Source organism: Rhodoferax sp. GW821-FHT07G04 (genome assembly GCF_059418585.1).
Window position 1 is genome coordinate 660,319 of sequence record NZ_JBWKQD010000002.1, and the last position, 26,126, is coordinate 686,444.

A 26,126-nucleotide genomic window follows, 5' to 3' on the forward strand; every position below is an offset into this window, starting at 1 on the left:
TTTCGGGGAAAGAACGTTAAACAATAAAATCAGCTGCGGATGGCATCCCAGCACAGCTGGAACGCGACCGCACGACTCTCTTCGCTGTCGGTAATCGCACCGGCACGGAACAGCCGCGCGGTTTCACGAACCGATCCGATGAAGAAAGAAGCCAAATAGGCTACCGGGATGGTCTTCAGGATCTCCTGCTCCTGTCCCTCGGCAACGATTTGCAGCAATCCTTCGCCAAGCTTGGCGGTGTAGTCGCGGCTCTCGTCGGTCATATATGCGGAGCCGGTGAATTGCTCCATGAAGCTGACCGCGTCGTGCCGCCGCAGCCTGTGGTCCAGCATCCGGTTCCATACATTGCGCACCCGGCTCTTGATGGGTGCCGCAGGGTCTATCTCTCCGCCGTAGAAGTCCATCGCCTCGCGCTTGGCCCGGCGGTAGACCTCGTTGAACAGCGCCTCTTTGTCGGCGAAGTAGACGTACAGCGTGCTCGTGCCGATCCCGGCGGTCTTGGCAATCTCGCTCAGGGTCAGGCCCAGCAGACCCCGCTCGGCCGCCATGCGGCAGGTCGCAGCGACCACGGCGTCCAGCTTTTTGTCGTCTTTTAATTTCATAGCATCGAATAATAAACGAATTAATATTCGCTTACAAGGGTCTGCTTGGCACTTTAGACTTACAGGCCTATCATCGTGATTCATCACCGCAAGCAGATGTATCTCGCTTATTTTTATAGGCCGAGCACCAAGAATAGGTGTCTAAGGTTTTTTGTCGAAAGTATCGGAGTTGGATGCTATATAGTGCTTTTAAGGGAATAAATATTCCCTTACGCCATTCACTCAGCTAGCGCGAGGAGCTCCTGATGAAGCTGAACGTCAATGGGCGTGACCACGAGGTCAACGTCGAACCTGAGATGCCTTTGCTATGGGTATTGCGGGATGAGTTGCACATTGCCAACCCCAAATGCGGCGGCCTGGGGCCTGGCGGGTCATGCGATGAACCGCGAGATGCCATTCAGCAAGTTCATTGACTTCGCGTAAGCGGGGTGATGCCATAGGGCATTCAGGAAAGAACCGGTTTTTGAAATTACACCCACCACACCACAAAGGAAACCACTATGCGTAGCGCACTCCACCCCACGTTCGGCGAACCGTCGGAAGTCCTCACCCTGGGCGACAGCCCGGTACCCAAACCCGGCCCCGGCGAGGTCAGAATCCGTATGCTGCTGTCGCCCATCCACAACCACGACCTCTCGACCATTCGCGGCCAATATGGCTATAAACCTACGCTGCCGGCGATTGGCGGCAGCGAGGCCGTAGGCACTATTGACGCCCTGGGCGAAGGCGTCACCGGCCTGGCCATCGGCCAGCGGGTCGCGGTGGCCGGCGTGCATGGCACCTGGGCCGAGTTCTTTATCGCGCCCGCCATGTTGCTGATCCCCATGCCTGACGCCCTCAGCGACGAGACCGCCGCGCAACTGATCGCCATGCCCTTAAGCGCGCTGATGCTACTGGAGTTCCTCGACGTTAAAGCTGGGCAGTGGATCGTTCAAAACACCGCCAATGGTGCGGTGGGCAAGGCGCTGGCCATGCTGGCCTCGGCGCGCGGGGTGCACACCATCAACCTGGTGCGCCGTGACGCCGGTGTGGGGGAGTTAGCTGAATTTGGTATCACCCATGCCGTTTCTACCGCCAGCGAAGGCTGGCAAAAAAAGGTCCAGGCCATCACGGACGGCACGCCGATCAGCGCTGCGGTCGACTCCGTCGGAGGCCGAGCCAGCGGTGAACTGCTGGCATTGCTGGGTGAAGGTGGCACCCTGGTCTCCTTTGGTGCCATGAGTGCCGAGCCCATGCAGATATCTCCGGGTGACCTGATTTTCAAGCAGGCCACCGTGAAGGGATTCTGGGGCAGCAAGGTCAGCCAGGGCACGAGCGTGGAAAACAAGCAGCGCCTGATCGGCGAACTCTTCAAGCGCGCCATGTCCGGCGAGTTGCAATTGCCGGTTGAGGCGACATACAGCTTGGCCGATGCCGCCAAAGCCGCAGCGGCCAGTCTTCACCCTGGGCGCAAGGGCAAGGTTCTGCTAAAGCCTTGAGCCGCTCACACCCACGTCACCGCGGCTTAGGTCCCCACACGACAAGACTTTCTTACCCTCAACACGGGGGACTGCCCAAAGCAGTGCCTGGGCGACCGCAGCCGCTTTGGGACGCCGAATCAGGCGCACAAATTAACCCACCGGGTGGGCAATTCGCACCTTTCATGGGCGTCTACCCCGATATCAAATAGGCGATTGGAGAGCTATTTGACAAAGAACAACCGATGCCCCGAATTGAGCCTCCCCAACCAAGCAACGGCGCTGCGAATGCCGACAGCAGCGCACTGTTCTCCAAGTTGAACTGGCATCTTCTGCCGTTGCTCACCATTTGTTATATCGTTGCCTCCACTGATCGCGTCAACATCGGCTAAGTTGCACGTACGGTAGCTACCAGCATGTCTGCAAGAGACTGCGCCGCGCTATGCAACCTGTAGCCCTTTCGAACAATGAGGCCTAATGTGCGGGAAATTGCGGGATCCACTAAAGGCACTCCGACCAATCCCGGGTGCTGGGAGACGTCAAGAGCCAAGCTTGGAATGATGGCGATCCCTAATCCTGCCGAAATCAAATTGATAGCCCCTGTCACATGGTTGACTTCGTACTGAACGACAGGCTTCTTTGAAACCTTCGCAAAGGCACTATCTATCAGTAACCGATTTCCACTCGTACTCGAAACGGACACAAGGGTTTCTTTTTCCAGCGCACGCCATGTGACTGACCTTCGGCGCGCGAGCGGATGCTCCGCGGGAACAACAACGACATACCGCTCTGCCCGAATGGGCGTAAATTCCAGTTCCGCCTCTTGGCTCCCCAGGAAATTCAGGCCGAAATCGGCAAAGCCTCCGATAACGCTGTCCAGCACGATTCGCGCACTCTCGTCTATCACCTTTACACGAACGGCAGGCATGACTTGAGCAAAGTCTTTGAGTACGGATGGAAGCAAGTGATTTGCCACAGACGGAACACACGCAACAGTGACTTTCCCTGTTCGCGCGGTGGCTCTGGCTTCAAGTCCTTTGTATGCGAGTTCCAACTCATCCATGACCGCACTAGCATGTTCCAGGAACTGCCTGCCAGCGGCAGTGAGAGAAACCCGTCGCGTAGTCCTCTCGATCAACTGGCTCTTCACGTCGCGCTCTAGCTTGTCTATGCGCCTGCTCAGTGCAGGTTGGGTGATGAAAAGGCTCTCGGCTGCCGCTCTGAAGCTCAGCTTCTGCGCTACAGCGATGAATGCCTGTAGCTCCCCAATATCTGTATTGATACGCATGGTGCATCAATATATCAAAACTAATCAATTGTGTTTTCAATGACTGAGTCACATCATCGCTTCTCGGTTACCCATAAGTACATGAGGAGATGAAGTGAAACGTAGATCTGTCATTGGACGCACCTTGCGTCTCGCCGCCCTGGCGATTGCGCCGATATTGGCAACGGCTGCGGTGGCGAGTGAAATTCATGTAGCAAGCTCTGGAGGCTTCGCCGCCGCCTATCGGGCGTTGGCTCCCGAGTTTGAAACACGCACAGGCCACAAGCTCATAGCCGTCTGGGGCCCCTCCATGGGAGAGACGTTCGGAGCCATTCCAAAGCGCTTGGAGCGCGGAGAGCCCATAGATGTTGTGATCATGGTGGGTAGCGCCTTGGACAAGCTCATTTCCCAGGGCAAAGTGGAAGACGCAAGCCATAGACTTTTGGCCAACTCCAAGATTGGGGCAGCTGTGAAGTCTGGGGCCGCAAAGCCCGATGTATCAACCATGGACGGCCTCAAACAGGCACTTTCCAATGCCAGGTCCATCGTCTATTCAGACAGCGCCAGCGGTGAGTTCTTATCCAAGGTGTTGTTCCCCCGCCTGGGGCTGGCGGAGACATTGAAGGGCAAGAGTCGCATGGTCCCGGCTGAGCCGGTGGCCGAAGTGGTAGCCCGCGGGGACGCAGACCTCGGTTTCCAGCAGGTCAGTGAATTGCTCCCGGTGCAGGGCATCGACTTCGTTGGTGAGCTTCCGGATGAAGCGCAACAAGTCACTCCCTTTTCCGCTGGCGTCGTGGTTGGCGCTAAAGAGCAGACGGCTGCGAAATCACTGATTGATTTCCTGGCGTCCAAGGAAGCCGTTCCCGCCATACGAAGAACCGGCCTAGCCCCCGTTACACCCGGTAGCCTCTGAAAGATTGACCTATGAACAAGACTTCGCAAGCAGCCCCATCCAAGTTGTCGACCGTCCTGCGGGTAACCAGCGGCAATTTTTTGGAAATGTTCGACTTCTTCTTGTATGGGTTCTATGCCACCTATATATCGAAGACGTTCTTCCCGAGCGACAACGAGTATGCCTCGCTGATCCTGACGTTCGCCACGTTTGGGGCGGGCTTCCTGATGCGGCCGCTGGGGGCGGTCATCCTGGGTAGCTACATTGACCAAATTGGCCGCCGCAAAGGACTGATAGTCACCCTTGGGATCATGGCAGTCGGTACGGTCCTGATTGCTTTCGTCCCCGGATATGCTGCCATCGGCATTGCCGCGCCTATTTTGGTGCTGATCGGTAGACTGCTGCAAGGATTCTCGGCGGGTGTTGAGCTCGGTGGCGTATCGGTTTACCTGTCGGAGATGGCCACACCTGGCAACAAGGGTTTCTATGTCAGTTGGCAGTCCGCGAGCCAACAGGTCGCGATCATGGCGTCGGCCATCATCGGGTATCTGCTGAGCCAGTGGCTGTCGCCGGAGCAAATCAGCTCCTGGGGTTGGAGAATCCCCTTCTTCATTGGCTGCATGATCGTCCCGGTGATCTTTGTCATCCGCCGGTCCTTGCAGGAAACCGAAGAGTTCCTGGCCCGCAAAAGCCATCCGACGTTCCGCGAAATCCTCAAGTCCATCGGTGCCAACTGGCGCGTCGTGCTGGCCGGAATGATGATGGTGGTGATGACAACCGTTTCGTTCTATTTGATTACGGTCTACACACCCACGTTCGGAAAGAGCGTGCTGAAACTCAGTACAGCCGATAGTCTGCTGACAACATTCTGCGTAGGCATGTCGAACTTCTTTTGGCTTCCCGTCATGGGTGCTCTGTCTGACAAAGTGGGGCGAGTCAAGGTCTTGATCACCTTTACGGCGCTTCCCATCTTGACCGCCTATCCCATCATGTCATGGCTGGTGTCGAACATCAGTTTTGAGAACCTGCTCGTTACGGAGTTGTGGCTTTCCTTCATGTACGCCAGCTACAACGGGGCGGCGGTGGTTGCGCTGACGGAAGTCATGCCCGCCCATGTGCGTACAGTCGGCTTTTCGCTGGCCTACAGCCTGGCAACCGCGATCTTTGGCGGGTTTACTCCCATGTTGTCGACTTGGCTGATTGAGGTTACTGGCGACAAGGCCGCTCCTGGATACTGGATGACTTTTGCCGCCGTGTGTGGGCTTGCCTCGGTATTCCTGCTATACGGTCGCGGCCGCTTCTCCGGAAAGTACGCCCTCGCGCAGGCAGCAACGTGATAGACGGTGATTGTCTTTACACTGTAGATTCAGAGAACCTGATTGGGGGGTGTTCATGATCGTCATTGTCGGTAGCGTGTTGGTTCTGGAAGGCCGAATGGCACAGGCGGAGAAGTTGAGCCTCGAACATGTCCACCGTTCTCGGACAGAGCCGGGGTGCATTTCTCACGCCGTGCACGTAGACGTGGAGAACCCCAACAGGCTCGTCTTTTTAGAAGAGTGGGCGGACCAAGCTTCGCTCCAGGCACACTTCAAAGTCCCCGCTTCCCGGCAATTTGTGGTCGCTTTGTCGGAGTGTGCCGCGCAGTCGCCGCAGATGGAGATCTACCACGCAGAGAAAGTTCGGTCTCCGTCCTCGCATTAGCGGAAGAGACCGGCGCCTGGGTGCGCTACGCGATTTGGCCTGCTTGGGTTGGAGCGCTACCGCGCATCGAAGGCAACCTGAGAGCGCTCGTTCTGAAGCTGGAAGACAGAAACCGACTGGACGAGATCTTGCGCCTGCGTCTTGAGGCTGCTGGCCGCGGCAGCCATTTCCTCGACGAGTGCGGCATTTTGCTGGGTGGTCTGATCCATCTGCGCTACGGCCTCGCCCACCTGGGAGACGCCGGTGCTCTGCTCGGAACTGGCTGCACTGATCTCACCCATGATGTCTGTCACACGTCGAATGCTGGCGACTACTTCGGTCATGGTGACACCGGCACGGTCCACTAGCGCAGTGCCCTGTTCCACCCGCTCTACACTGGTTCCTATCAAGGATTTGATCTCTTTGGCGGCTTCGGCCGAGCGGCCAGCCAGACTGCGCACCTCGGAGGCCACCACAGCGAAGCCGCGTCCTTGCTCCCCGGCGCGAGCGGCCTCTACTGCGGCGTTGAGCGCCAGGATATTGGTCTGGAAAGCGATGCCGTCTATCACGCTGATGATGTCGGATATCTTGCGCGACGATTCGTTAATACCCTTCATGGTTTCAACGACCTGGCCAACCACTTCACCACCCTGAATGGCAATGCTGGAGGCACTCTTAGCCAATTGGTCAGCCTGCCTGGCGCTGTCGGCATTTTGTTTGACCGTAGCGCTTAGTTCTTCCATGGAGGCGGCAGTTTCTTGCAATGCACTGGCTTGTTGTTCAGTGCGTGCGCTCAAGTCGTGGTTCCCCTGCGCGATTTCGGCGCTTGCCGTAGCTACCCCGTGCGAACCCTGTCGTACATTGTTAACCACCGTGGCCAGACCGGTCTTCATGTCTTGCAAGCTGGCGAGCAACTGGCCAAGCTCATCGTTGCGCGGGGCGCTGCGGTGTCCTCTGAGGTCGCCTGCGGCCACCTGTTGGGCTAATGCCACTGCTTCGACCAGCGGCTTTGTCACGGAAGCCGACAAAAGCCACGCGATGAGAGCACTGAGCAACAAGCTGAGCATGCCAAGAGCAATCATCAGATTGCGGCTAACCTCGTAATTCTCTTGAATCCGTTGGGCGGTATTGTCGATATCTCGACGCTGGCTGGTCATTAAGGCATCCATCTTTGCAAGGTAAGTTTTGCCAGCTGGGACGAACTGCTGATTCAAAATCTGTTCGGCCTCATCTGCCTTGCCTTCCTTTTTGAGAGCCCAAATCTTGTCGCGCGCGGCAATATAGATCTTGCGTTGATCGGCAATTTCTGTGAAGAGCGCCTTTTCGCTATCCGTCGTCATCAACGGCCCAAGCGCATTCTGATAGGCAGTCGAGCGCTTGGATGACTCTGCTTGATCCTCCTCAAAAAAGGCGGCCAAAGAAGGGTCATTGCTCTTGGCGATCGCGGAAGTGCGTCGAACTCCGGCGTGGATGTTGCGCGACCAGTCACTGATGATGCGCTCGGTCTTGATTGGAACAGCGACCATTGATGCGGTCGCTTGCGCCACAGCACTGAGGCGTGATATTCCGATGATGATCGCGATGAGCGACAACACCAAGAGCAAAGCAAAACCCAGGGCCATACGTTTGGCGACTGAAAGGTTGACAAGAAATGATATGCGCATCGCCGAGTCCCACAGTTTGAAAATAAATCGTAGGCCCCGGCGCGTATTCCGTCAACCGCAAAAAGGAGGCTCGGCTTCGAGCATTTGTCTTCCCGCGATCGACTTACTAAAGTGCAACAGGGTTCATCCCGGATTGGGTGTTGAAGGCGGTACTTAGCGTCACTGGATATCCTTGATGCATCCGTGTGTGTTTGAATGTGACAGTGTCGAAGATGTGCACTTGCAGTCTGAGTATGCTAGTCTGAAGGGGGGGGTGATTTCGCTCCTACATTTAAAGTTCAGGGAGACGTCTTGAAGAATCGCCTATCAGCCCTGGCTGTGTTGACGGCCGTTCTTTCTGCCCACGCGGCGGACGTCGCGACTCCTACGTATGAGTCCCGCCCCAAGTTCTTCGTGGCCGACGGTGAAATCAAAGGCCTGTGCATTGACGTTCTGAAGGCCATTGAAAGAATCGCGCCAGACATCCGATTTGTTCTGTCCGGTGGAGTGCCATTGAAGCGTGTCGAGATAGGCACCCGCGACGGAAGCTATGACCTGCTACTGTGCGCAACACCAACCCGCGCCCGTGTCACGCAATTGAAAATGGTCGATGTGCCAGTCTATGAGGTACGGGATGTGTTGATAGTCCGCGCCGACGATCCCATTCGGGACGCCACACTGGACGATGTTCGCAAGCTTGCAAGCGATAACGTGATCTTGGGCTACGCTGGGTCCGGGCAGTTCACGTGGTTGTCCGAGCAGACGGGTCTTGTATTGGACATGGCGGCACCCACTCCCGAGGCGAACTTCCAGAAGTTGGAGTCCAAGCGCGGACGTTTTGTGTTTGCAGGCGAAGCGATCAGCGCCAACGTGATGCGGCAGCCCAGGTTTGCAGGAAGGTTTCGCGTGTTGCCCACACCGGTTCGCACCATGGGAAGGTATTTTTTCTTCTCCAAGAAGACTCCGCCCGAGGTCGTGGAAAAAGTAGAGGCTGCGCTGCGAGAGTTGGCGGCCAAGGGTGAGTTGAAGAAGATCGCCAGTAAATACGTGCTGGAGTGAAAAGGGACAAGCCATCTACTTGCAGGAGCTCGTGCTTGGCTCTGCGGGTCTGGTGTACGTTTATGACTTGAATTTCAAGGCATCCCGTCCACCACCTCAGCGAGAAATTGAACTCGTTTCTGACAACCGCGCTCGCCCGCCGCGGCTATAGGTCTGTACAAGTCCTTTTCAACCGAAAAGAGTCAGCTCGGCATCCCCCCAGATTCACCGCTGAATTTGAAGTTTTTAGGTTGACTGAGTTTGTGGCGCACTCAGAGGAGCTACTCTGGTCAATTAGGTCGAACAGCTACAGGCCCTGTTCGCAAAGTTGCGCTACAGCGTATCAAGTTGCGGCTCTCGATCGCGAGAGAACTGCAACCCATTTCCAACCAGCGCTTTCCCACCGAACACAACTGGCATCCAGAGTGTGCACGGGTCATCCACCTGCAGGTGGGCGATCTTGATAGCGACGCGTAATTCCCGACCGATGAAGATGGTCGCGCTCTGAGCCTGCATGGTGGCTATTGCATTCGATGGCACGGATGTGGCGTTGAACACTTCTTAGTCCCGAAGTAGTTCCAGCCTTCATCTGGATGATTAGCATGTCCAAAAACAGGATGACGGAGCCGATCGCGCAGAAGGATGAGAGGACCAGTGGCCCGCTTGGCGGCATTTGGGCGGCCTCACTGGCTTACCACCCCTAGGCGGATGATTTGCTGCCCAGCTCATCACGTATGTCATCGCGATAGATGCAGCGCAGTAGTGCGTGCCCGACTTTATGCATGGTGTTCGGTGGCGGCTTGAGGCTGCTCAAGCTCTCGCTGCTCTTGAATGGGTCTTTTTGGGGATCGCAGATTGTCAATTTCCGCCGAAATTGCAACCGTGGGTCAGGTCTCGGCAGAAATCAATACAAGTATTGCAGAGCAAGTCATTGACGACTGACTACATTAATCCACGGCTGTCTTTATTCAAAATATCAAAACTGTTCACGCCAATTAAAGTCGCAAACAGCTCTCACGCATTCATGCAAGCTTGCACCGTTTCGATTTTGCGACACGCCGAGCTAAAGTCGTAAACACACCCGACAAGACTCTGACGCTGGCGACTGTCTGCCTGCAGCATGCGTTACTTGCCCAGAATCGGCGCCAACTTAGCCCATTCCGGAGTGGCGCGTAATTCGGCCATCCGCGTCCAGATCGCTTCAACAACGGCGCGGTTGTTTTCGTAATAGTCCAGGTTGAACGCAAGGTGCAAAGACATGGTTAGGAAAGGTTGCTTGAGGATTTCCAGCTTGCCCGCATACTCTTCACTCGCCAGTTCCACTGCCGCAGCCTGCGCGTTCATGATCAGCAGTTCATTGCGCTTCTGCAGGAGTTTTTTGAGCAGCGCCTTATTGGCTTGTGCGCCCTCGTCTCCAGGCACCCCCAACTTGGTCAACTTATCCCTCACAGTAACGATGCCGCGGTTGAACATGACCGGCGTGCTCAGGTTTGTGAAATTCTTCCCATCCCAACCTGCTCGCGAATCGACCCTGCGCAGCACCACCATGACGGTGTTACCCAGTGCCTTGTTGGCGTCGATATCGTGCCCATCCAACGGAAAGGCCATGCTTCCGATGCGAGTCGTGGCAACGGGGATGGCTGCGTCGTAGCTGCCTTGGAGTACACCCCGGGTGCAACGGGGCCAAGGCACCGCCTCGAATTGAACCGTGTCCCCCTGGCGTTCGAGCGCCGTGCGCAGCAACCACTGCCCCTGACCTTCGTGGTCTGGAAATGTTAGCGGCGGGAAGGGATTGGACGGAACACACACGGAAAACGTGCGGGCGCCAACCGGCGCACAAAGCAAAATTCCGCACAGAGTCAGTGAGAGAAATCGACAAAAAGACATGCGGGGCATGGTACTCCAGCGATCCACTTGCCAGCAAGTCGCCAGCGCAACCCATCTATTGGAAAGAGCCCTATTTGGCCTTAGCGATCTTTGGCCAATACAGAACTCTATGGCGGCATGGATGCTGGGGCGCTATTCATGCCAAATAAAGTCGAAAACAGTCAAAAACCCAAAATAGGTTCATTCAACTGTCACCGATTTGGCCAGGTTGCGTGGCTTATCGACGTCGGTCCCCCGCGCACAGGCTGCGTGGTAAGCCAGTAATTGCAGTGGCACCACGTGCAGCAGCGGTGATAGCTCACCATAGTGTTCCGGCATACGGATCACGTGCATGCCTTCACCGCTCTCGATGCGGGTGTCGGCATCGGCCAGCACATACAAGACTCCGCCGCGGGCGCGCACCTCGTGCAGGTTGCTCTTCAACTTTTCCAGCAGCGCGTCGTTTGGCGCCACGGTGACCACCGGCATCTCGCTGGTCACCAGCGCCAGCGGACCGTGCTTGAGTTCGCCCGCTGCGTAAGCCTCGGCGTGGATGTAGGTGATCTCCTTGAGCTTGAGCGCGCCCTCCATCGCAATCGGGTAGTGCAGGCCGCGGCCCAGGAACAGCGCGTTTTCCTTCTTCGCAAAGTCTTCGGACCAGCTGATGATCTGCGGCTCCAGCGCCAGCACGGCCTGCAACGCGGCGGGCAGGTGACGCATGGCCTTCAGGTGGCGCTGCTCTTCGCTCTCGGGCAGGCGGCCCTTGGCCTGGGCCAGGGCCAGCGTCAGCAGGAACAACCCGGCCAACTGCGTCGTGAAGGCCTTGGTGGAGGCCACGCCGATCTCGACGCCGGCGCGGGTCACGTAGGCCAGACTGCATTCGCGCACCATGGCGCTGGTGGCCACGTTGCAGACGGTCAGCGTGTGCTTCATGCCCAGGCTTTGGGCATGGCGCAGTGCAGCCAGTGTGTCGGCGGTCTCGCCGCTTTGCGTGATGGTGACCACCAGCGTCTTGGGGTTTGGCACGGACTCGCGGTAGCGGTATTCGCTGGCCACTTCCACCTGGGTCGGCACCTTGGCGATGCTTTCCAGCCAATACTTGGCCGTGCAGCCGCTGTAGTAGCTGGTGCCACAGGCCAGTATCAGCACCGAGTCGATCTCGGCAAACACACGGGCCGCGTTGGCACCGGGCTTGTGGTTCATCTGCAGGTCAAACAACTCGGGCACTATGCCCTCCACGCCTTCCAGTGTGTCGGCAATGGCGCGGGGCTGCTCGAAAATTTCCTTCTGCATATAGTGGCGGTAGGGCCCCAGCTCGGCCGCGCCGCTGTGGGCCAGTACGGTCTTGACCGGGCGCTGCGCGGGCGCAACCGCCTTGCGGGCCTTGTCGACCAGCCAGTATTTGCCCAGTTGCACGTCCACCATGTCGCCTTCGTCCAGGTAGACGATCTGGTCGGTCACCCCCGCCAGCGCCATTGCGTCGCTGGCCAGAAAGTGTTCCTGGCCGTCCTTGCCCACACCCAGGATCAACGGGGACCCGGCACGCGCGCCGACCAGACGGTGCGGCTCGTCTTTGCAGAATACGGCGATGGCATAGGCGCCGTGCAGTTGGCTGACCGCCGCCTGCACCGCTTCGAACAGGTCGCCGTTGTAGAGGCTGTCCACCAGGTGGGCGATGACTTCGGTGTCGGTCTGGCTGACAAAGACATAACCCTTGGCCTTGAGCAGCGCGCGCAGTTCGTCGTGGTTTTCAATGATGCCGTTGTGGACCAGCGCGATGCGGCCGGGGCGCTGGTGGGCATCGGCGCCCGCGCCGTGGCTGAAGTGGGGGTGGGCATTGCTGACCGAGGGCGCACCGTGCGTGGCCCAGCGGGTGTGGGCGATGCCAAGACTGCCGGTCAGACCCGGTTGATTAGCGCCAGCCGCAACCTGTGCCGCTAGCTCCGCGACGCGTGAGGTGCTGCGGGCGCGGCGCAGACCGGCGTGTTCTGCATCTTGCGCGTAGACGGCCACGCCGCAGGAGTCATAACCCCGGTACTCCAGGCGCTCCAGCCCCTGGACCAAGACCGGAACAATATTGCGGGTTGATACCGCACCAACGATTCCACACATACGCTCATCACTCCCAGTAAAAATTTGAAGATGGCGAATCGTAGTGCCGAGCAAAAGAAATTAAATAACCAATACTCAGTTAATATTGATTGATAATTTCATTATTTTCTTTTAATGGAGTTTATTTCCAAAATAGATATAATTATGAAATCAATCGCCATAGATGAAGTGGACAAACACTTGCTGGCACTGCTGCAAAGCGACGCCAGCCAGAGCAACCAAGCCCTCGCCGAGCAAGCCCGTATCTCACCGCCCACCTGCCTGCGGCGCATCAAACGCCTGAACGATGCGGGGCTGATCGAACGCCAGATCGCCATCCTGAACCCGGAAAAAATGGCCGCCACGATAGGTTTCGGCCTGACCGCCATTGTGGAGATCACGCTGGACCGGCAAGACACCCAGGCGCTGGAGCAATTTGAAATGCGCGTGGCCGAGGACGTCGCAGTACAGCAGTGCTACCGCGTATCACCCGGGCCGGACTTTGTGCTGGTGGTCCACGCCGCCAATATGCCCGCCTACCAGACGCTGACACAACGGCTGTTTACCAGTGACGCCAATGTGCGCAACATCAAGGCTTTCTTCAGTATCAAGCGCAGCAAATTTGGCGCGGAGTTGCCGCTGGCGTAGGCCCGCGCAACTCAGCTGAGTTAATTTACACTGGCCTGTGATGCCAGCGACCCAGCCCCTTGATGCAGCAGCAGACACCAGCCTCGCAAGTGCCTGGACTTGCTTCGACCAAGGCCGCCTGGACGATGCGATACGGATCACGCGCCACATCATCGAGCATGCTTCCCATAGCCATCCCAACGCCCATGCGGCGCTAGGGTGGTTTTTGCTGTCGGCCGGTTCCATTGCCGACGCGGAGGCTCTGCTGGTGTCGGCCATTGGGCGCCACCCTGAATATGCGCCTTTGCATTGGTACCTCGGTCTGGTCCATCAACACGAGCACCGCACAGACCAAGCCAGCTTGGCTCTGTTGACGGCGGTCACGTTCGACCCCACGCTAGACGAGGCTGCGGTATCGCTGGCCTGGGTACTGAGCGACCAGGGGCGCCTGGAAGAAGCCGCACGCTATGCCCGCCAAGCATTGGCTATCAAGACGCAGCCGAATCGCCTGGCCCAACTGGGCTGGATCTTGCTGGCGCAAAAGAAGTGGCAAGAGGCGGCCGTGCCGCTGGCAGAAGCCCTGGCCCTGCAGCCTGAGAACACTGAAGCCCGCTGCCATCTGGCGACCGTGCTTCAGCAGCTCAATCGAAAAGACGAAGCGCTGGCACTGGTGTCTGATGGTTTGGCACTGTCACCGCATGCCCCAACGCTGTTGCAACAGCGGGTCCGTCTATTGCTCGAACTGAACCGCATGGATGCGGCACGCAAAACCATGGAGCACTTGCTGGAGCGGGCAGCCGACGACGCAGCCAGCCATAGCTTGGCGGCCTTGGTGCACGCGCAGAACGGCAACCTACCGGCCGCAGACAGTCATGCAGAAAAGGCCATCGCGCTGGCCCCGCAGTCGACCGAGGCTTGGCGGGCCTTTGCACAGGTGCGCCTGAAACAGGGGCGCACGACGGAGGCGGCACAGGCCCTGCAGACCGTGCTCGACCTGGATCCACACCACAGCGGCGACACGCAGAGAGAGCTGGGCTGGATCCATATCGCCGAACACCGCTTCGGTGCGGCCGCAACAGCCTTCACCGCCGCTATCGAGACCAACGCGAACGACGCCTCGGCCTGGTACGGCTTGGCCCAGGCGCAGCATGCCGCCGAACAATTCGGCGCGGCGCTGACGTCCATCCAGCATGCGGTGCAGTTGCGCAGCGACTGGCTGGATGCGCAGCTGCTGCAGGCCCGCATCCGTTTGGACCAGGAACCCACCTCGCGGGACGCGGCGGTTGCACAACTCCAGGACGCGCTGGCGCTGCACCCTGAGCACACCGAGGTGCGCAGCCTGCTGGTGACTGCTTTGCAAAGACAGAGGCAGTACACAGAAGCACTCCAGGTACTGGAAGACGGCCTGAAGCGCTCGCCCGATACCGTCGATCTGCTGCGTCTGCAAGTCCTGCTGCTGCTGGATCTGCGCCGCGTGGACGAAGCCCATGCGGCCTGCCATCGCCTACTCAAGCGGCAACCCGCATCAGGTGCTCACTGGCATCTGCTGGCATTGGTCTTCAACCAGCAGAAAAAGCCCGGCATGGCCCTGCGCGCACTGGCCCGGGCGCGACGTCTGGCACCGGCGCTGCCCGAGGTGTGGCAACAGACCGGTTGGCTGGCGCTGGAGACGGGGGACCTACGCACCGCAAGGAACGCCGCCGCACGCGTGCTGGAGTTGGCACCCGTGGCTGCCAGCAGTGACATTCTGGCCGCGCTCGTATGCGAAAGCTGTGGTGACTTGCAGGCAGCGGCCGAGCATGCGCAAAAGGCCATTGACCGCAGCCCGCAATCTGCCGCGGCCTGGCGCGCCCTGGCCCAAGTGCGCGCTCGCCAGGACCGCCTGCAGGAAGCCCGAGCGGCATTGCAGAAAGCGCTGGATCTTGACCCTGAAAACACTGGTGGCGCCTACCGCCAACTGGGCTGGGTCTGTATTGCAGATGACCGCAAGGACGATGCCATACAGGCCTTCACCGCTGCCACACGCAATGGTGCGCAGGATGCAGCCGCCTGGTACGGGCTGGCCGAGGCCCTGCGCAGCGCCGAGCATTTCACCGAGGCCTTGCACGCCATCCGCGAGGCCCTGAAGCTGCGCCGCGAATGGCCCGAAGCGGTCTACCTGCGCAGGCGCATTGTGGGTGAGCAAATCAATTGGCGGATGAAAGAGTATCTGCTGGATTTCCGACCACCGAGCCAGCAGCCGGCCACCGCACCGGTGACCCACGTCGAGCCCCAACCCGCTCCAAGCCCCGGTGCCCAGTACGACTACGCCCTGTGCAGCTTTTCCACCAAAAGCCATCTCCCGATCTTGCGGACCTTGGCGGCGTCAGCACACCGGCATTTTTCCGGCGCCGTATATCTGCTGCTGATCGATTCGGACGACACCACGCTGCTCCCGCCCGGCACCATTCCCGTGCGGATTGGCGATGTCATCGACCCCGCAGCTTGGCAGGACATGGTGGATCGCTACAACATCCTGGAGCTGTGCTGCACTCTCAAGCCCTTTCTGATGCGCTACGTGGCGCGTGCCACAGGCCGCCCGGTCATTTACCTCGACGCCGATACCTACCTCATGGGCGCGCTCAGTCCCGCGCTGCCGGTAGACCCGGACTTTTCCGTATTCCTGACCCCCCATCTGCTGCACCCTTTTGACGGGGGACGCTCCGTCGAAGAACTGGGCATGCTGCGCGTCGGCGTCTACAACGCCGGTCTGGTGGGCGTGGGCACCCATGGCGACGCATTGCGCTTTCTGGACTGGTGGGCCGATCGCGCCAGCCACTACGCCTATGACGCGCCAGAGCATGGCGTGTTCACGGACCAAAAATGGATAGATCTGGCGCCGTCCTTCTTCCAGAACGTGCAAACCAGCCGAGACTGGGGGCTGAACGTCGGACCGTGGCGGATACGCTCCGAGCACGACTTCACCGAAGAGGGGCCCTCCGGCCAACTGCATTTCTGTGGATCGCCTGTTAAGCTGATGCACGTGAGCCGCTTCAACCCCAAGCAACCGGACCGGTTGACCAACTACCTGCCCAACGCCAAGACAAGCGACTCGGTACTGGGCCGTTTCCTGCATCGGTATGCGCAGGAGGTCCTGGCCAACCGACAGCAACCGGCATGACGGGCAAACGAATCTACATTTCGGGTTGTGGCGGCATGCTGGGTGAGGCGTTTCACCATGTCTTCAGCCCCGACCACGTGGTGCGTGGCACCGACATCGACGTCAATGCCCCCTGGCTGAGCTACGCGGATGTGCGCGACCAAAAGGCCTACCACCAAGACGTTGCCGAGTTCCGCCCCGACTACCTGTTCCACCTGGCCGCCTGTACGGACATGGAGGATTGCGAGCGCAACCCCGACAACGCCTGGCGAACCAATGCCGTGGGCACAGAAAATGCGGCCCATATCGCCAACACACTAGGCATCCCGCTGCTCTATATCAGCACAGCAGGCATCTTCGACGGACACAAGGAAGCATTCGACGACTGGGACACGCCCAACCCCCAGAGTTGCTACGCCCGCTCCAAATACGCAGGCGAACTGTTCGTACGCGAAAACGTGCCCCAGCATCTGGTATGCCGTGGCGGCTGGATGATGGGCGGCGGTCCAGCCAAGGACAAGAAGTTCGTGCAAAAAATCATGCAGCAGTTGGCGGACGGCGCCACCGAACTGAAGGTGGTCAATGACAAGTTCGGCTCACCCACCTACACCCGGGACTTTGCCCACAACGTAAAGGCCTTGCTGGAGAGCCAATACTGGGGCGTCTACAACATGGCCTGCGAAGGACCGACCAGCCGGGTCGAAGTGGCCCGTGCCATATTGGAGTTCAGGGGCCTGGCAGATACCGTATCCATCACCGAAGTGCCGTCCAGCCATTTCAGCGAGGCCTATTTCGCCGTGCGCCCGCCGTACGAGTGCCTGGTCAACGCCCAGCTCACGCTGCGCCAGCTCAACCGCATGCGGCACTGGAAACTCGCACTTCAAGCCTACCTGCAAGATTACTACCCTGCGGTGTGAACTGCCCGTGGACAAAAAGATGGAACTGCTATATTGCAACGGCACTGGACAAATCCGCCGTGCTGGGAGCACACTCCCGCCCAGCGCCGCGGCAATTCTTTCCGGAATTCACACCATGATTGACAAAAAGACATCCCTTTTGGCCAAACGCTTCGCGCCGATTGCGTTTTGTCTGTCGGCAATCACGGTGCCAGCGTTGGCACAGAATGCCACGACACCCACTCCGCAAGAGTTGGAGCAGGCCTTCCAGGAAGTGCTGGCCAAGCCCGGTGCTGTGGACGTGCATACCAAATACGCCAGTCTCTTGGTACGGTCCGGCAATTTCGAAGGCGGCATCGCGGCACTGGAGAGCCTGTTGATCGCGCCTGATCCGCCGCCCAACATCAATCTGGAGTTGGCCGTTTTGTACTACCGGCTGGGTTCCTACGCCGCGTCAGAAGGCTATGTGCGCGCTGCCATCGCAGACCCGCGGCTCGATGCGCAGCAGAAGCGCTATGCAGAATCTTTGTTGCGCGATGTACAAAAGCGCAACCAAGTGTCACAGCTGTCCGGCAGCGTCATGCTGGGCCTGCGCGCGCAGAGCAATCCCACACTGGCATCAGACAATGACCCGGTGTACTACCAAGGCACTCTGGTGGCACGTGGCAAAGAGGCTGGTCCCAAGGCGGACACGGACATGCACGTCTGGGCCACACTGAACCATGTGCTGGATTTTGAGCGGCAGAACGAGGCATCCCTGGTCACATCGCTGGTGGCCTTTGCCAACCACTACAGCTCGGTCGGAAGCTACAACACCGAGGCAGCGGGCTCCTCCAAGCCCTTTGACATGGCGCTCATCGCCGGCAGCACGGGGCTGCGTTTCAAACCCATGCGCCTGACCACACCGGGCTTGACGCTGCGCCCCCATGTGATCTTTGGCAGTGCGTCCGCCAATGGCAACTCCTATTACAACGCAGGGGGATGGGGCCTCGATGGCAACTACCAGGCCTCCGAAAGGGTGCTGTGGGGCGGCAACTATGAAAACAGCCGCCAGTCGTTTAACTCTCGCAATGACATTGCAACGTCCGCGGTGCTGGGCGGCTCCCGCCAGGCGCTGAAGCTATTCACCACGGTAGAAGTCGCCGCTGGCCGCTTCTTCTCGGCAGAGTTGGGTTATGTCGACTTCGATGGCAATGCGCCATACACCGCCTACAAGGGCCCATTGGCCAAGGCGGCTTACACGATGATCTACCCGGCGCCTACCGCCACCAAAGAGTTTTCATGGACGACCACGCTGTCCGTCAACGCGCAGCAGCGGGACTACCGTGGCGCCGACCCCAATGTGGATGCGCGCACGGTTCGCAAAGACACCGAGTGGCGCTGGTCTGTGGTTCAGGTCATGCCCGTCTCGCGTGATGTATCCATACAGGTGCAGTTGGACTACCTCAACACACCCTCCAATATTCCCAACTACACCAATACCAACACCGCCGGCACGGTGGGTGTGGTTTGGAAGTATTGATACTCGGCAGGAGAACGCTATGCCCCCACCACCCCCTCCACCACCCCTGGATATCAACGACTGGTGGGTGGCTGCCGCTGCAGCCACCGCAACCGGCCTGCTGGCACCCGCAGCCCATGCCGCCGCGCCAGCGGGGCAGGTAGGTATCGCGTCCGGGGTACGGGCCGGCGCGCTGTCGGTCAGCAACGAACGGATTGTTTATGTGGGCAATGGCATTGCCTTTGGCGAGCGGTTCCGCACCGACAGCACGGGGGTGGTCCACATCCTGTTCATGGACCGATCATCGATGACATTGGGCCCCAACTCGGAAGTCGTCATTGACGAATTTGTCTTCCAACCCGAGGTTCAACGCGGCAATATCGCCATCAGCCTGCTCAAGGGTTCGTTACGAGCCGTGGGTGGGTTCATCAGCAAATTCACGACATCAACCGGCAAGAACGCTGTAGCCATACGGACCCCCACGGCGACCATTGGCATACGCGGCGGCATCACCCAGGTCATGAGTGAACCAGACAAGACCTCAGCACAGTTTCTCTTCGGTGAGAACATGCAATTTACCGCAGTCAATGACCCAAAGATGGAGGTCATCACACGGCCCGGCTACGGCGCGGCGAGCAGCTCGCAGGGTTTGATCGGCGTTTTCCCTCCTTCCCACTTCAGCGGACTGGGCGGCGTATTCACCCCCAGCCCCACCGCAGGCTCTGGCATCGGTAACGGTAACGGTACATCACCGCTGGTCAGCACCAATGACCGCCCAACCGGAGAGAAATCCTCGGGCACGACGCTTGCGCCGGACCGCACGCAAGTGGTCAATACCGACACCAACACCAACAATCCTGGCAGTGGCTTGCGCACCATGCTGGGCAACAACGCAGTCCAGGTCCAATCCTGACGCCAAACAGCCACGACGACCACCACTGCATGCGGGTACTTTTTGCATCGCTCTATCCACACCTTCCCGACGTCATAGGCGGGCTGCAAACCACCACCGACGACCTGTGCACGGCCCTGGCCGGCATGGGCGCCCAGGTCGCTGTGCTGTGCGGTTTGCGCGAGCATGCAGCGCCGGGCCAATCCACACGACCCCAATGTGATGAGCACCTGGGCTACCCGGTGTTTCGTGTGGCCCATCCGATCCAGGACCTGGCCCTGGTAGCCGCCAGTTGGAACCCATCCATCATCGTCGTACAAAGCGGCACCACGCTGTTGCCCATGGTGGTGGCCGCGCTGGAGACGGGAAAACCCACCGCGGTGTATTTGCACAATGTGGAGACCCACCAATTAGGCGGCACGCTGGTACCAGACCCCGCCGTGCTGTACCTGAGCAACTCCGAATTCACGGCACAACGCTGGCACGCGCTGTGCGGCATCACCAGCACCGTGGTGCCGCCGCTGGTGCTGCCCGAACGCTACTTCGTCGCCAACAAACATACCCCCGGCGACCGGGTGCTGTTTGTCAACCCCACACCGATCAAGGGCGTGGAGATCCTGTTTGCGCTGGCCGCTGCCTGCCCCGACATTCCCTTCCTGGTCTCAGAGAGCTGGGGGCTGGACCCGCAGTGGCGCGCCTACTGCCTGCAGCGCGCCGCCACACTGCCCAACATCGATTGGTGCGCCCCCACCAGCGACATGCGCGCTGTGTACGCGCGCTCCCGCACGCTGCTGATGCCCAGCCTATGGGAAGAGGCCTATGGCCGCACCGTGGTGGAAGCCCAGATCAACGCCATTCCCGTCGTCGCCAGTCGGCGTGGCGCCCTGCCCGACACCGTGGGGGCCGGCGGCGTTCTGGTCGATGCGCATGCGCCCATAGCCCAGTGGGAAGAGGCCCTGCGCTCGGCCTACACGCCATCCGCACACTACGACCAGTTATCGGAACAGGCGCGGCACCAGGCCTTCCAGACTGCGGCCTCACCCGTGATACTGGGCCGCTTTGTAGCGGCATTAGCCGCCCACGCCGCCGTGTCCTAAGCCGGCCAGGGGCTATCCCCGCTGCAGGCGCAGTTGCACGGTACACCCGGCGTCGACCACTCCGTCGGTGACCACGCTGCCTCCCATGCGCTGCAGGCTCTTTTGGGCCAACACCAGGCCCACACCGATGCCGGGGAATTGGTTGGCACTGTGCAGGCGGCCAAATACGCGGAACAGTTGGCCTTGCAGCGCAGGGTTGTAGCCCACGCCGTTGTCCTGCACCTGCAGCGCGACCCAGCCACCCTGCGGGTCCACCGTGTGCGTGATGGCTATGACCGCCTGCTCGCGGGGGGCGCTGAACTTCACGGCATTGGCCAGCACTTGCGCCACGGCCTGGCGCAGCAAGGCGGCATCGGCTTGCACCACCGGCAGGTCATCGGCAACACGCCAGGTGATGGCGCGCTGCGGGTGCTGTGCCGCCAGATCCAGGCAGATATCTGCCACCAGATCCTGCAGCGCAACCGCCGTCATCTCCATGGGCGCCGTGCCCACGCGCGACAGGGCCAACAGGCCGTCCAGCAGCACGCCCATATGGCGGGCCGAATCGGTGATGGTGCCCAGGAATTCCAGCACCTCGGCATTCAACACCGGGCCTGCGTCTTCGCGCACCAGTTGCGCATAGGACACGATGTGGCGCAGCGGTGCGCGCAGGTCGTGCGAAACCGCGTAGGTGAAATGTTGCATCTCGGCACGCACGGCGGCCAATTCGGCCTCCAGCGCGGCGATGCGGGTCTCGGAATCGTGCGAAGAGGGTTCGGCCATGGTCACAACAAGCCCGGTATCAGACCTTGGGCGCCTTGGTGGGGCGCGACCAGTTGGCGATGCTGACCTGCTTGCCCCGCGCCACGCTCAGCGCTCCAGGCTCGGTGTTCTTGGTGATGGTGGAGCCCCCGCCCACGGTACCGCCCGCCCCCAGCGTAACCGGGGCCACCAGCACGCAGTTACTACCCACGTGTACATCGGCCTCAATCACGGTGCGGTGCTTGTTGGCGCCGTCGTAGTTGGCGGTAATGGAGCCCGCACCGTAATTGACCCGCTCACCCACCGTGGCGTCGCCCAAATAGGCCAAATGGTTGGCCTTGGCGCCTTTCGCCAGCGTGGAATTCTTCACCTCAACAAAATTGCCGATGTGCACATCCGCCCCCAGGCGCGCGCCGGGGCGCAGGCGGGCAAAGGGTCCGATCAGCGAACCAGCCCCCACCGTGGCGCCCAGCTTCTCGCCGTCAATATGGGTGAAGGGGTGGATGACCGCACCGGCTTCAATGGTGGCATTGGCAATGACGCAGTTCGCGCCTATGGACACGCCCTCGCCCAGCACGACCTGACCCTCAAACACGCAGTTCACGTCGATGCTCACGTCCTGCGCGCACTGCAGCACGCCACGTACATCAATGCGCGCGGGGTCGGCCAGACGCACACCGTCTTCCATCAAGCGCTGCGCTTGCCGCAATTGGTAGGCCCGCTCCAACTGGGCCAGTTGCACCGGGCTGTTGACGCCCGCTACCTGCAAGGCATCGTCAATCTTGTGCGCCACCACAGCCACGCCATCGGCCACTGCAAACTTCACAACATCGGTGAGGTAGTACTCGCCCTGGGCGTTTTGGTTGTCGAGCCGGGCCAACCAGCGCTTCAACTGGTGGGCAGGCACTGCCATGATGCCGCTGTAGATTTCGGTGATGGCCCGCTGCTCGGGCGAAGCGTCCTTGTGCTCGACGATGGCCTGCACCGTGCCATCGCCGGACCGCACGATACGCCCGTAGCCGCTGGGGTCAGCCATCTCCAAGGTCAGCAACGCCAGCTTGCTGCCAGCGCTGGCCGCCAGCAGGTGGCGCAGCGTGTCGGGCTGCGTCAGCGGCACGTCACCCGACAGCACCAGCACGACGCCATCGTCATCCAGCACCGGCAGGGCCTGCTGCACGGCATGGCCCGTGCCCAACTGCGGCTCCTGGCGCACCGTGCTTATGAAAAACTGGGCTATAGCCCTCGTATCCATTGCACATTCCGCTTCAACTTCTATAGCACCGTGCCCGGTGATGACAACCGCTTTGCGCGCCTGCAAGGCCTGGGCCGTGTCCAGCACATGGCGCAGCAGCGGGCGTCCAGCCAGCGGGTGCAGCACCTTGGGCAGGCGGCTCTTCATCCGCGTGCCCTTTCCGGCCGCCATAATGACCACATCGATTGCCTGTTGCTCCAACGCTGTGTTTGTGTGAACCTGTAATTCGGAAGTCACCTGCATGTCCCTTTCAATGCCGTCTATTGCGCGTCGCGCCATTCGCTCAGTGCCCATTATCGGTGCGGTGCTGGCCATGCTAGCCTTGGCGGGATGCAGCGCCGTGCGTTTGGGCTACAACAATGCACCCATGCTGGCCTACTGGTGGCTGGACAGCTATTTTGATTTCGACGGCGAGCAAAGCCTGCGCCTCAAGGCCGACCTGCAAAGCGCGCAGGACTGGCACCGCAAGGAAGAACTGCCGCTGTTGATACAGACACTCAAAGACCTGCAGACCATGGCGCCCAAACCGGTCACGCCGGCCCAGGTCTGCCAGATGGTGACCCACCTGCAAGTGCGCGTGCAGGCCCCGCTGGACCGCGTGGCCCCCTCCATCGCAGCTATTGCACCCACGCTGCAGACCACACAGATCGACAGTATCAACCGCGAGTTCGACAAGCGCGACAAGAAGTGGCGCGAGGAATGGCTGGAAGGCACTGTGGCCGAACGCAGCGACCGTCGGGCCAAGCAGATCATTGAGCGCGCCGAATCCTTCTACGGCCGGTTGGAGCCCGCGCAGATAGCCATCGTGCGGGCCTACATCGACACCTCCAGCTTCGACGGCCCGCGCCAGCACAAGGAGATGCTGCGCCGCCAGCAGGATGCCGTCCAGGTGCTCAACAGCCTGCGCACCACCCGCGTGCCACCCGCCCAGGCCACGGCCGAGATACGCGGCCTGCTGGAGCGCACGATGCGGGCACCCGACCCCGCCTACCGCCAATACATCGACCTGATCACCAACGAGAGCTGCGCCGCCATGGCCGCCCTGCACAACAGCAGCAACGCCAGCCAGCGCACGCGCCTGCTGCAAACCCTGCGCGACTACGAGGGCGATGCCCGCGCCCTGTCCAACCAACTGCCGCAAGGCCAGGCCACGCCGCCATCCGGCGCTGCGTCACCGGCTGCGGCGTCCAATCCGCTTTGATCACAGACCTATGGCTACCAAGACTGCCCCTGCCTCCGACTTCGCCCTGTACTGCTGTGAACTGCTGTCCAGCGCCGGTCCCTGTGTCGCCAAGCGCATGTTCGGCGGCTTCGGCATCAGCACCGACGGTCTCACCATTGCCATCATTGCCGACCTGGGAGATGGCGAGAAGCTGTGGCTCAAGGCCAGCGAGGAAGACATTCCCCGCTGGGAGGCCGCTGGCGGCCGACGCTTTACCTATGCTTCCACCAAAGACGGTGAACCCGTGTCGCGCGGCATGAACTACTACAGTGCCCCCGAAGAGGCCATGGACGCGCCCCACGCCATGGCACCCTGGGCCCGCCTGGCACTGCAGGCCGCCGTCAGCGCCAAAGCCGCCAAGCCTGTGCGCAAGACGGTCCGCAAAACCGCCGCCCCGCGCAAGGCCGAGCAAAAGCCCAAGACCCTCAACCCCGCCCGCAAGACGGCGGTTGCGAAGAAACCGCGATAGGCGCTTCATGGGCGCAACACGCCCCTACACCACACCCGAAACGGTGCCAAACAATCGCCCCGCCAAAAGCTAAACGGGTTACCATGCCCACCAGCATGCAACACCATGGAATTGGCATGGATGTGCCCCACAACCTGACCCATAAGAAAACATGAAAACCATGTGTACAAAAGGCCTTGTTGGCTGCGTTCTGTCATTGCTTGGGGGCCTGTCAGCCGCGGCGCCATCGCCCGGTGATGCGGTTGCCTCCTTTGCGATTGCGCGCTTCGACGTGGCGGGCGACACCCAATTGGGCGCTGCCTCCATTGCGCAACTGCTGGCCCCATTCACGGGTACGGCACGCCATTTCAGCGACGTGCAAAACGCGATGGAGTCGTTGGAGAACGCCTACCGTGCACGGGGCCTGACCCTGGTGCGGGTCAGCCTGCCCGAACAGGAGCTGAACCAGGGTACGGTGCGCCTGGTGGTCACCGAGACCCGCCTGCGCAAGGTGCAGATCGTCGGCAACCAGCACTTTGACAACGCCAACATCCGCCATAGCGTGCCGGGGTTGGTCGAAGGCCAGCCACCGCTGATCACCCAGGTATCCAATAGCCTGCGCCTGTCCAACGAGAACCCGGCCAAAAAAACCACGATCGCCTTGCAAAGCGCGCCCAATGACGACGAAGTGGATGCCACGCTGCAGGTGGTTGATGACAAACCCTGGATGATCGGCCTTTCGCTCGACAACGCCGGCAGCGACGCCACCGGCAAGACCCAGTTGACGACCCAGTTCCAGCACTTCAACGTCGCAGGCTGGGACCATACGCTGAGCCTGCAATACACCACCACCGTGGAGCAACCCAGCCGCGTGGGTGTGTATGGCCTGGGCTACCACATACCGCTGTACGCCTGGGGCGATGCGCTGGACTTCTATGGCAGCTATTCCGATGTGGACTCGGGCACGGTATCGGCCGGTGCCTTCAACCTGCAGGTCCGCGGCAAGGGCACTGTGCTGGGTGGGCGCTACACCCACAACCTGCCACGTAACGCCAGCTATACGTCCCGCATCTCGATGGGTCTGGAGCAAAAGGCCTTTCAGAACAACCTGGGCTTCCAGGGCGTGCAACTGGGCCATGACGTCACCGTGCGTCCCGTCAGCGCTCTGTATGCCGGTGACTGGACACATGCTGCCGGCCTCACCAATTACTACCTGATGGGTGTGCGCAATCTCCCCGGCGGCAACAATGGCGACGCGTCCGACTTTACCGCCAACCGCGCCGGCGCATCCACCAGCTACAGCCTGCTGCGCTACGGCGTGAGCCACTCACAGCAGTGGGCCTCCGACTGGCAACTGCGCGTGATGCTCAACGGCCAGATCAGCCGGGACGCCCTGGTCCCCGGCGAGCAGTTTGGCGCCGGCGGTGCCACATCGGTCCGTGGCTACAGCGAACGCGCACTGTCGGACGATCAGGGCCATGCCTTCAATCTCGAGGTTTACTCCCCGGCCCTGTGCGGCAGCGCTGCGCCATCGGCCGTGCAATGCCGCGTCCTGGCCTTCTATGACGCCGCCACACTGACCCATAACAACGCCTTGCCCGGCGAGCGCAAAGACGCTAACCTGAGCAGCGTGGGCCTGGGCGTGCGCCTCAACGCAGGCAAGCACCTGTCGGCGCAAATGGATGTGGGACAAGCATTGACGGACAGCGACACGCAATCCAAGGGCAGCACCCGGGTTCACCTGAAGATGAACCTGGCGTATTGAGGCAAGGCCA

At 60.3% G+C, this 26,126-nt stretch carries 23 protein-coding genes; 15 read left to right on the forward strand and 8 right to left on the reverse strand.

Annotated elements, in window-relative coordinates:
* Nucleotides 1-29: 29 nt before the first annotated feature.
* Nucleotides 30-602: a TetR/AcrR family transcriptional regulator gene (locus tag AC07OO_RS12225; RefSeq protein ID WP_495082380.1), complete on the reverse strand. Its 573-nt coding sequence runs from the start codon at nt 600-602 to the stop codon at nt 30-32.
* 245 nt (nt 603-847) lie between these two features.
* On the opposite strand from AC07OO_RS12225, the gene AC07OO_RS12230 reads away from it, so the two are divergent.
* Complete coding sequence (locus AC07OO_RS12230; protein WP_495082381.1) at nt 848-1,015, forward strand: hypothetical protein; 168 nt, start codon at nt 848-850, stop codon at nt 1,013-1,015.
* An 87-nt stretch (nt 1,016-1,102) separates the two neighbouring features.
* Nucleotides 1,103-2,080, forward strand: a complete 978-nt coding sequence (locus AC07OO_RS12235; RefSeq protein ID WP_495082382.1) for a zinc-binding dehydrogenase — start codon at nt 1,103-1,105, stop codon at nt 2,078-2,080.
* Nucleotides 2,081-2,447: 367 nt separating this feature from the next.
* Here the strand turns inward: AC07OO_RS12235 and AC07OO_RS12240 are convergent, their stop codons facing one another.
* Nucleotides 2,448-3,347, reverse strand: coding sequence for a LysR family transcriptional regulator (locus AC07OO_RS12240; RefSeq protein WP_495082383.1), 900 nt, complete (start codon nt 3,345-3,347; stop codon nt 2,448-2,450).
* 124 nt (nt 3,348-3,471) lie between these two features.
* On the opposite strand from AC07OO_RS12240, the gene AC07OO_RS12245 reads away from it, so the two are divergent.
* From AC07OO_RS12245 to AC07OO_RS12255, 3 genes are read left to right on the forward strand one after another with little or no spacing between them, the layout of a single operon-like run.
* A complete protein-coding gene (locus tag AC07OO_RS12245) occupies nt 3,472-4,239 on the forward strand; it encodes a substrate-binding domain-containing protein (protein WP_495082384.1) in 768 nt (255 codons plus the stop codon).
* 11 nt (nt 4,240-4,250) lie between these two features.
* Nucleotides 4,251-5,555: an MFS transporter gene (locus AC07OO_RS12250; protein ID WP_495082385.1), complete on the forward strand. Its 1,305-nt coding sequence runs from the start codon at nt 4,251-4,253 to the stop codon at nt 5,553-5,555.
* A gap of 55 nt (nt 5,556-5,610) precedes the next feature.
* Nucleotides 5,611-5,919 (forward strand): putative quinol monooxygenase, encoded by a 309-nt coding sequence (locus AC07OO_RS12255; protein ID WP_495082386.1) that lies wholly within the window; start codon nt 5,611-5,613, stop codon nt 5,917-5,919.
* A gap of 56 nt (nt 5,920-5,975) precedes the next feature.
* On the opposite strand, the gene AC07OO_RS12260 is transcribed toward AC07OO_RS12255, so the two are convergent.
* Entirely contained in the window at nt 5,976-7,562 is a 1,587-nt protein-coding gene (locus tag AC07OO_RS12260; protein WP_495082387.1) for a methyl-accepting chemotaxis protein, read from the reverse strand.
* 291 nt (nt 7,563-7,853) lie between these two features.
* Between AC07OO_RS12260 and AC07OO_RS12265 the strand changes: the two genes are divergently transcribed.
* Entirely contained in the window at nt 7,854-8,600 is a 747-nt protein-coding gene (locus AC07OO_RS12265; protein WP_495082388.1) for a substrate-binding periplasmic protein, read from the forward strand.
* A gap of 312 nt (nt 8,601-8,912) precedes the next feature.
* Here the strand turns inward: AC07OO_RS12265 and AC07OO_RS12270 are convergent, their stop codons facing one another.
* The 3 genes from AC07OO_RS12270 to glmS form a co-directional block, all read right to left on the reverse strand.
* Nucleotides 8,913-9,137, reverse strand: coding sequence for a hypothetical protein (locus tag AC07OO_RS12270; RefSeq protein ID WP_495082389.1), 225 nt, complete (start codon nt 9,135-9,137; stop codon nt 8,913-8,915).
* A 567-nt stretch (nt 9,138-9,704) separates the two neighbouring features.
* Nucleotides 9,705-10,475 (reverse strand): hypothetical protein, encoded by a 771-nt coding sequence (locus AC07OO_RS12275; protein WP_495082390.1) that lies wholly within the window; start codon nt 10,473-10,475, stop codon nt 9,705-9,707.
* A 171-nt stretch (nt 10,476-10,646) separates the two neighbouring features.
* Entirely contained in the window at nt 10,647-12,557 is a 1,911-nt protein-coding gene (gene glmS, locus AC07OO_RS12280) for a glutamine--fructose-6-phosphate transaminase (isomerizing) (protein ID WP_495082391.1), read from the reverse strand.
* A gap of 144 nt (nt 12,558-12,701) precedes the next feature.
* Here glmS and AC07OO_RS12285 point away from each other — a divergent pair, with 144 nt between their 5' ends.
* The 6 genes from AC07OO_RS12285 (at nt 12,702) to AC07OO_RS12310 (ending at nt 20,688) form a co-directional block, all read left to right on the forward strand.
* The gene (locus tag AC07OO_RS12285) at nt 12,702-13,184 is read left to right on the forward strand and encodes an Lrp/AsnC family transcriptional regulator (RefSeq protein WP_495082392.1); all 483 of its coding nucleotides are present in this window, start codon (nt 12,702-12,704) and stop codon (nt 13,182-13,184) included.
* 40 nt (nt 13,185-13,224) lie between these two features.
* Nucleotides 13,225-16,323, forward strand: a complete 3,099-nt coding sequence (locus AC07OO_RS12290; RefSeq protein WP_495082393.1) for a tetratricopeptide repeat protein — start codon at nt 13,225-13,227, stop codon at nt 16,321-16,323.
* Nucleotides 16,320-17,219, forward strand: coding sequence for an SDR family oxidoreductase (locus tag AC07OO_RS12295; RefSeq protein ID WP_495082394.1), 900 nt, complete (start codon nt 16,320-16,322; stop codon nt 17,217-17,219). The genes AC07OO_RS12290 and AC07OO_RS12295 overlap by 4 nt, the downstream gene beginning before the upstream one ends.
* A 115-nt stretch (nt 17,220-17,334) precedes the next feature.
* On the forward strand, nt 17,335-18,720 hold the full coding sequence (locus AC07OO_RS12300; RefSeq protein WP_495082395.1) for a tetratricopeptide repeat protein: 1,386 nt from the start codon (nt 17,335-17,337) through the stop codon (nt 18,718-18,720).
* Between the two features lie 19 nt (nt 18,721-18,739).
* Complete coding sequence (locus AC07OO_RS12305; RefSeq protein ID WP_495082396.1) at nt 18,740-19,612, forward strand: FecR family protein; 873 nt, start codon at nt 18,740-18,742, stop codon at nt 19,610-19,612.
* Nucleotides 19,613-19,641: 29 nt separating this feature from the next.
* Nucleotides 19,642-20,688, forward strand: coding sequence for a glycosyltransferase (locus AC07OO_RS12310; protein WP_495082397.1), 1,047 nt, complete (start codon nt 19,642-19,644; stop codon nt 20,686-20,688).
* A gap of 12 nt (nt 20,689-20,700) precedes the next feature.
* On the opposite strand, the gene AC07OO_RS12315 is transcribed toward AC07OO_RS12310, so the two are convergent.
* Together AC07OO_RS12315 and glmU are read right to left on the reverse strand one after the other, a co-directional pair.
* On the reverse strand, nt 20,701-21,450 hold the full coding sequence (locus tag AC07OO_RS12315) for a sensor histidine kinase (protein ID WP_495082398.1): 750 nt from the start codon (nt 21,448-21,450) through the stop codon (nt 20,701-20,703).
* A 19-nt stretch (nt 21,451-21,469) separates the two neighbouring features.
* Entirely contained in the window at nt 21,470-22,852 is a 1,383-nt protein-coding gene (gene glmU / locus AC07OO_RS12320; RefSeq protein WP_495082399.1) for a bifunctional UDP-N-acetylglucosamine diphosphorylase/glucosamine-1-phosphate N-acetyltransferase GlmU, read from the reverse strand.
* A gap of 70 nt (nt 22,853-22,922) precedes the next feature.
* Here glmU and AC07OO_RS12325 point away from each other — a divergent pair, with 70 nt between their 5' ends.
* The 3 genes from AC07OO_RS12325 to AC07OO_RS12335 all read left to right on the forward strand — a co-directional run bounded on the left by AC07OO_RS12325 (nt 22,923) and on the right by AC07OO_RS12335 (nt 26,116).
* Entirely contained in the window at nt 22,923-23,882 is a 960-nt protein-coding gene (locus tag AC07OO_RS12325) for a DUF6279 family lipoprotein (RefSeq protein WP_495082400.1), read from the forward strand.
* 10 nt (nt 23,883-23,892) lie between these two features.
* The gene (locus AC07OO_RS12330; RefSeq protein WP_495082401.1) at nt 23,893-24,372 is read left to right on the forward strand and encodes a TfoX/Sxy family protein; all 480 of its coding nucleotides are present in this window, start codon (nt 23,893-23,895) and stop codon (nt 24,370-24,372) included.
* 151 nt (nt 24,373-24,523) lie between these two features.
* Nucleotides 24,524-26,116 (forward strand): ShlB/FhaC/HecB family hemolysin secretion/activation protein, encoded by a 1,593-nt coding sequence (locus AC07OO_RS12335; RefSeq protein WP_495082402.1) that lies wholly within the window; start codon nt 24,524-24,526, stop codon nt 26,114-26,116.
* Nucleotides 26,117-26,126 lie beyond the last annotated feature (10 nt).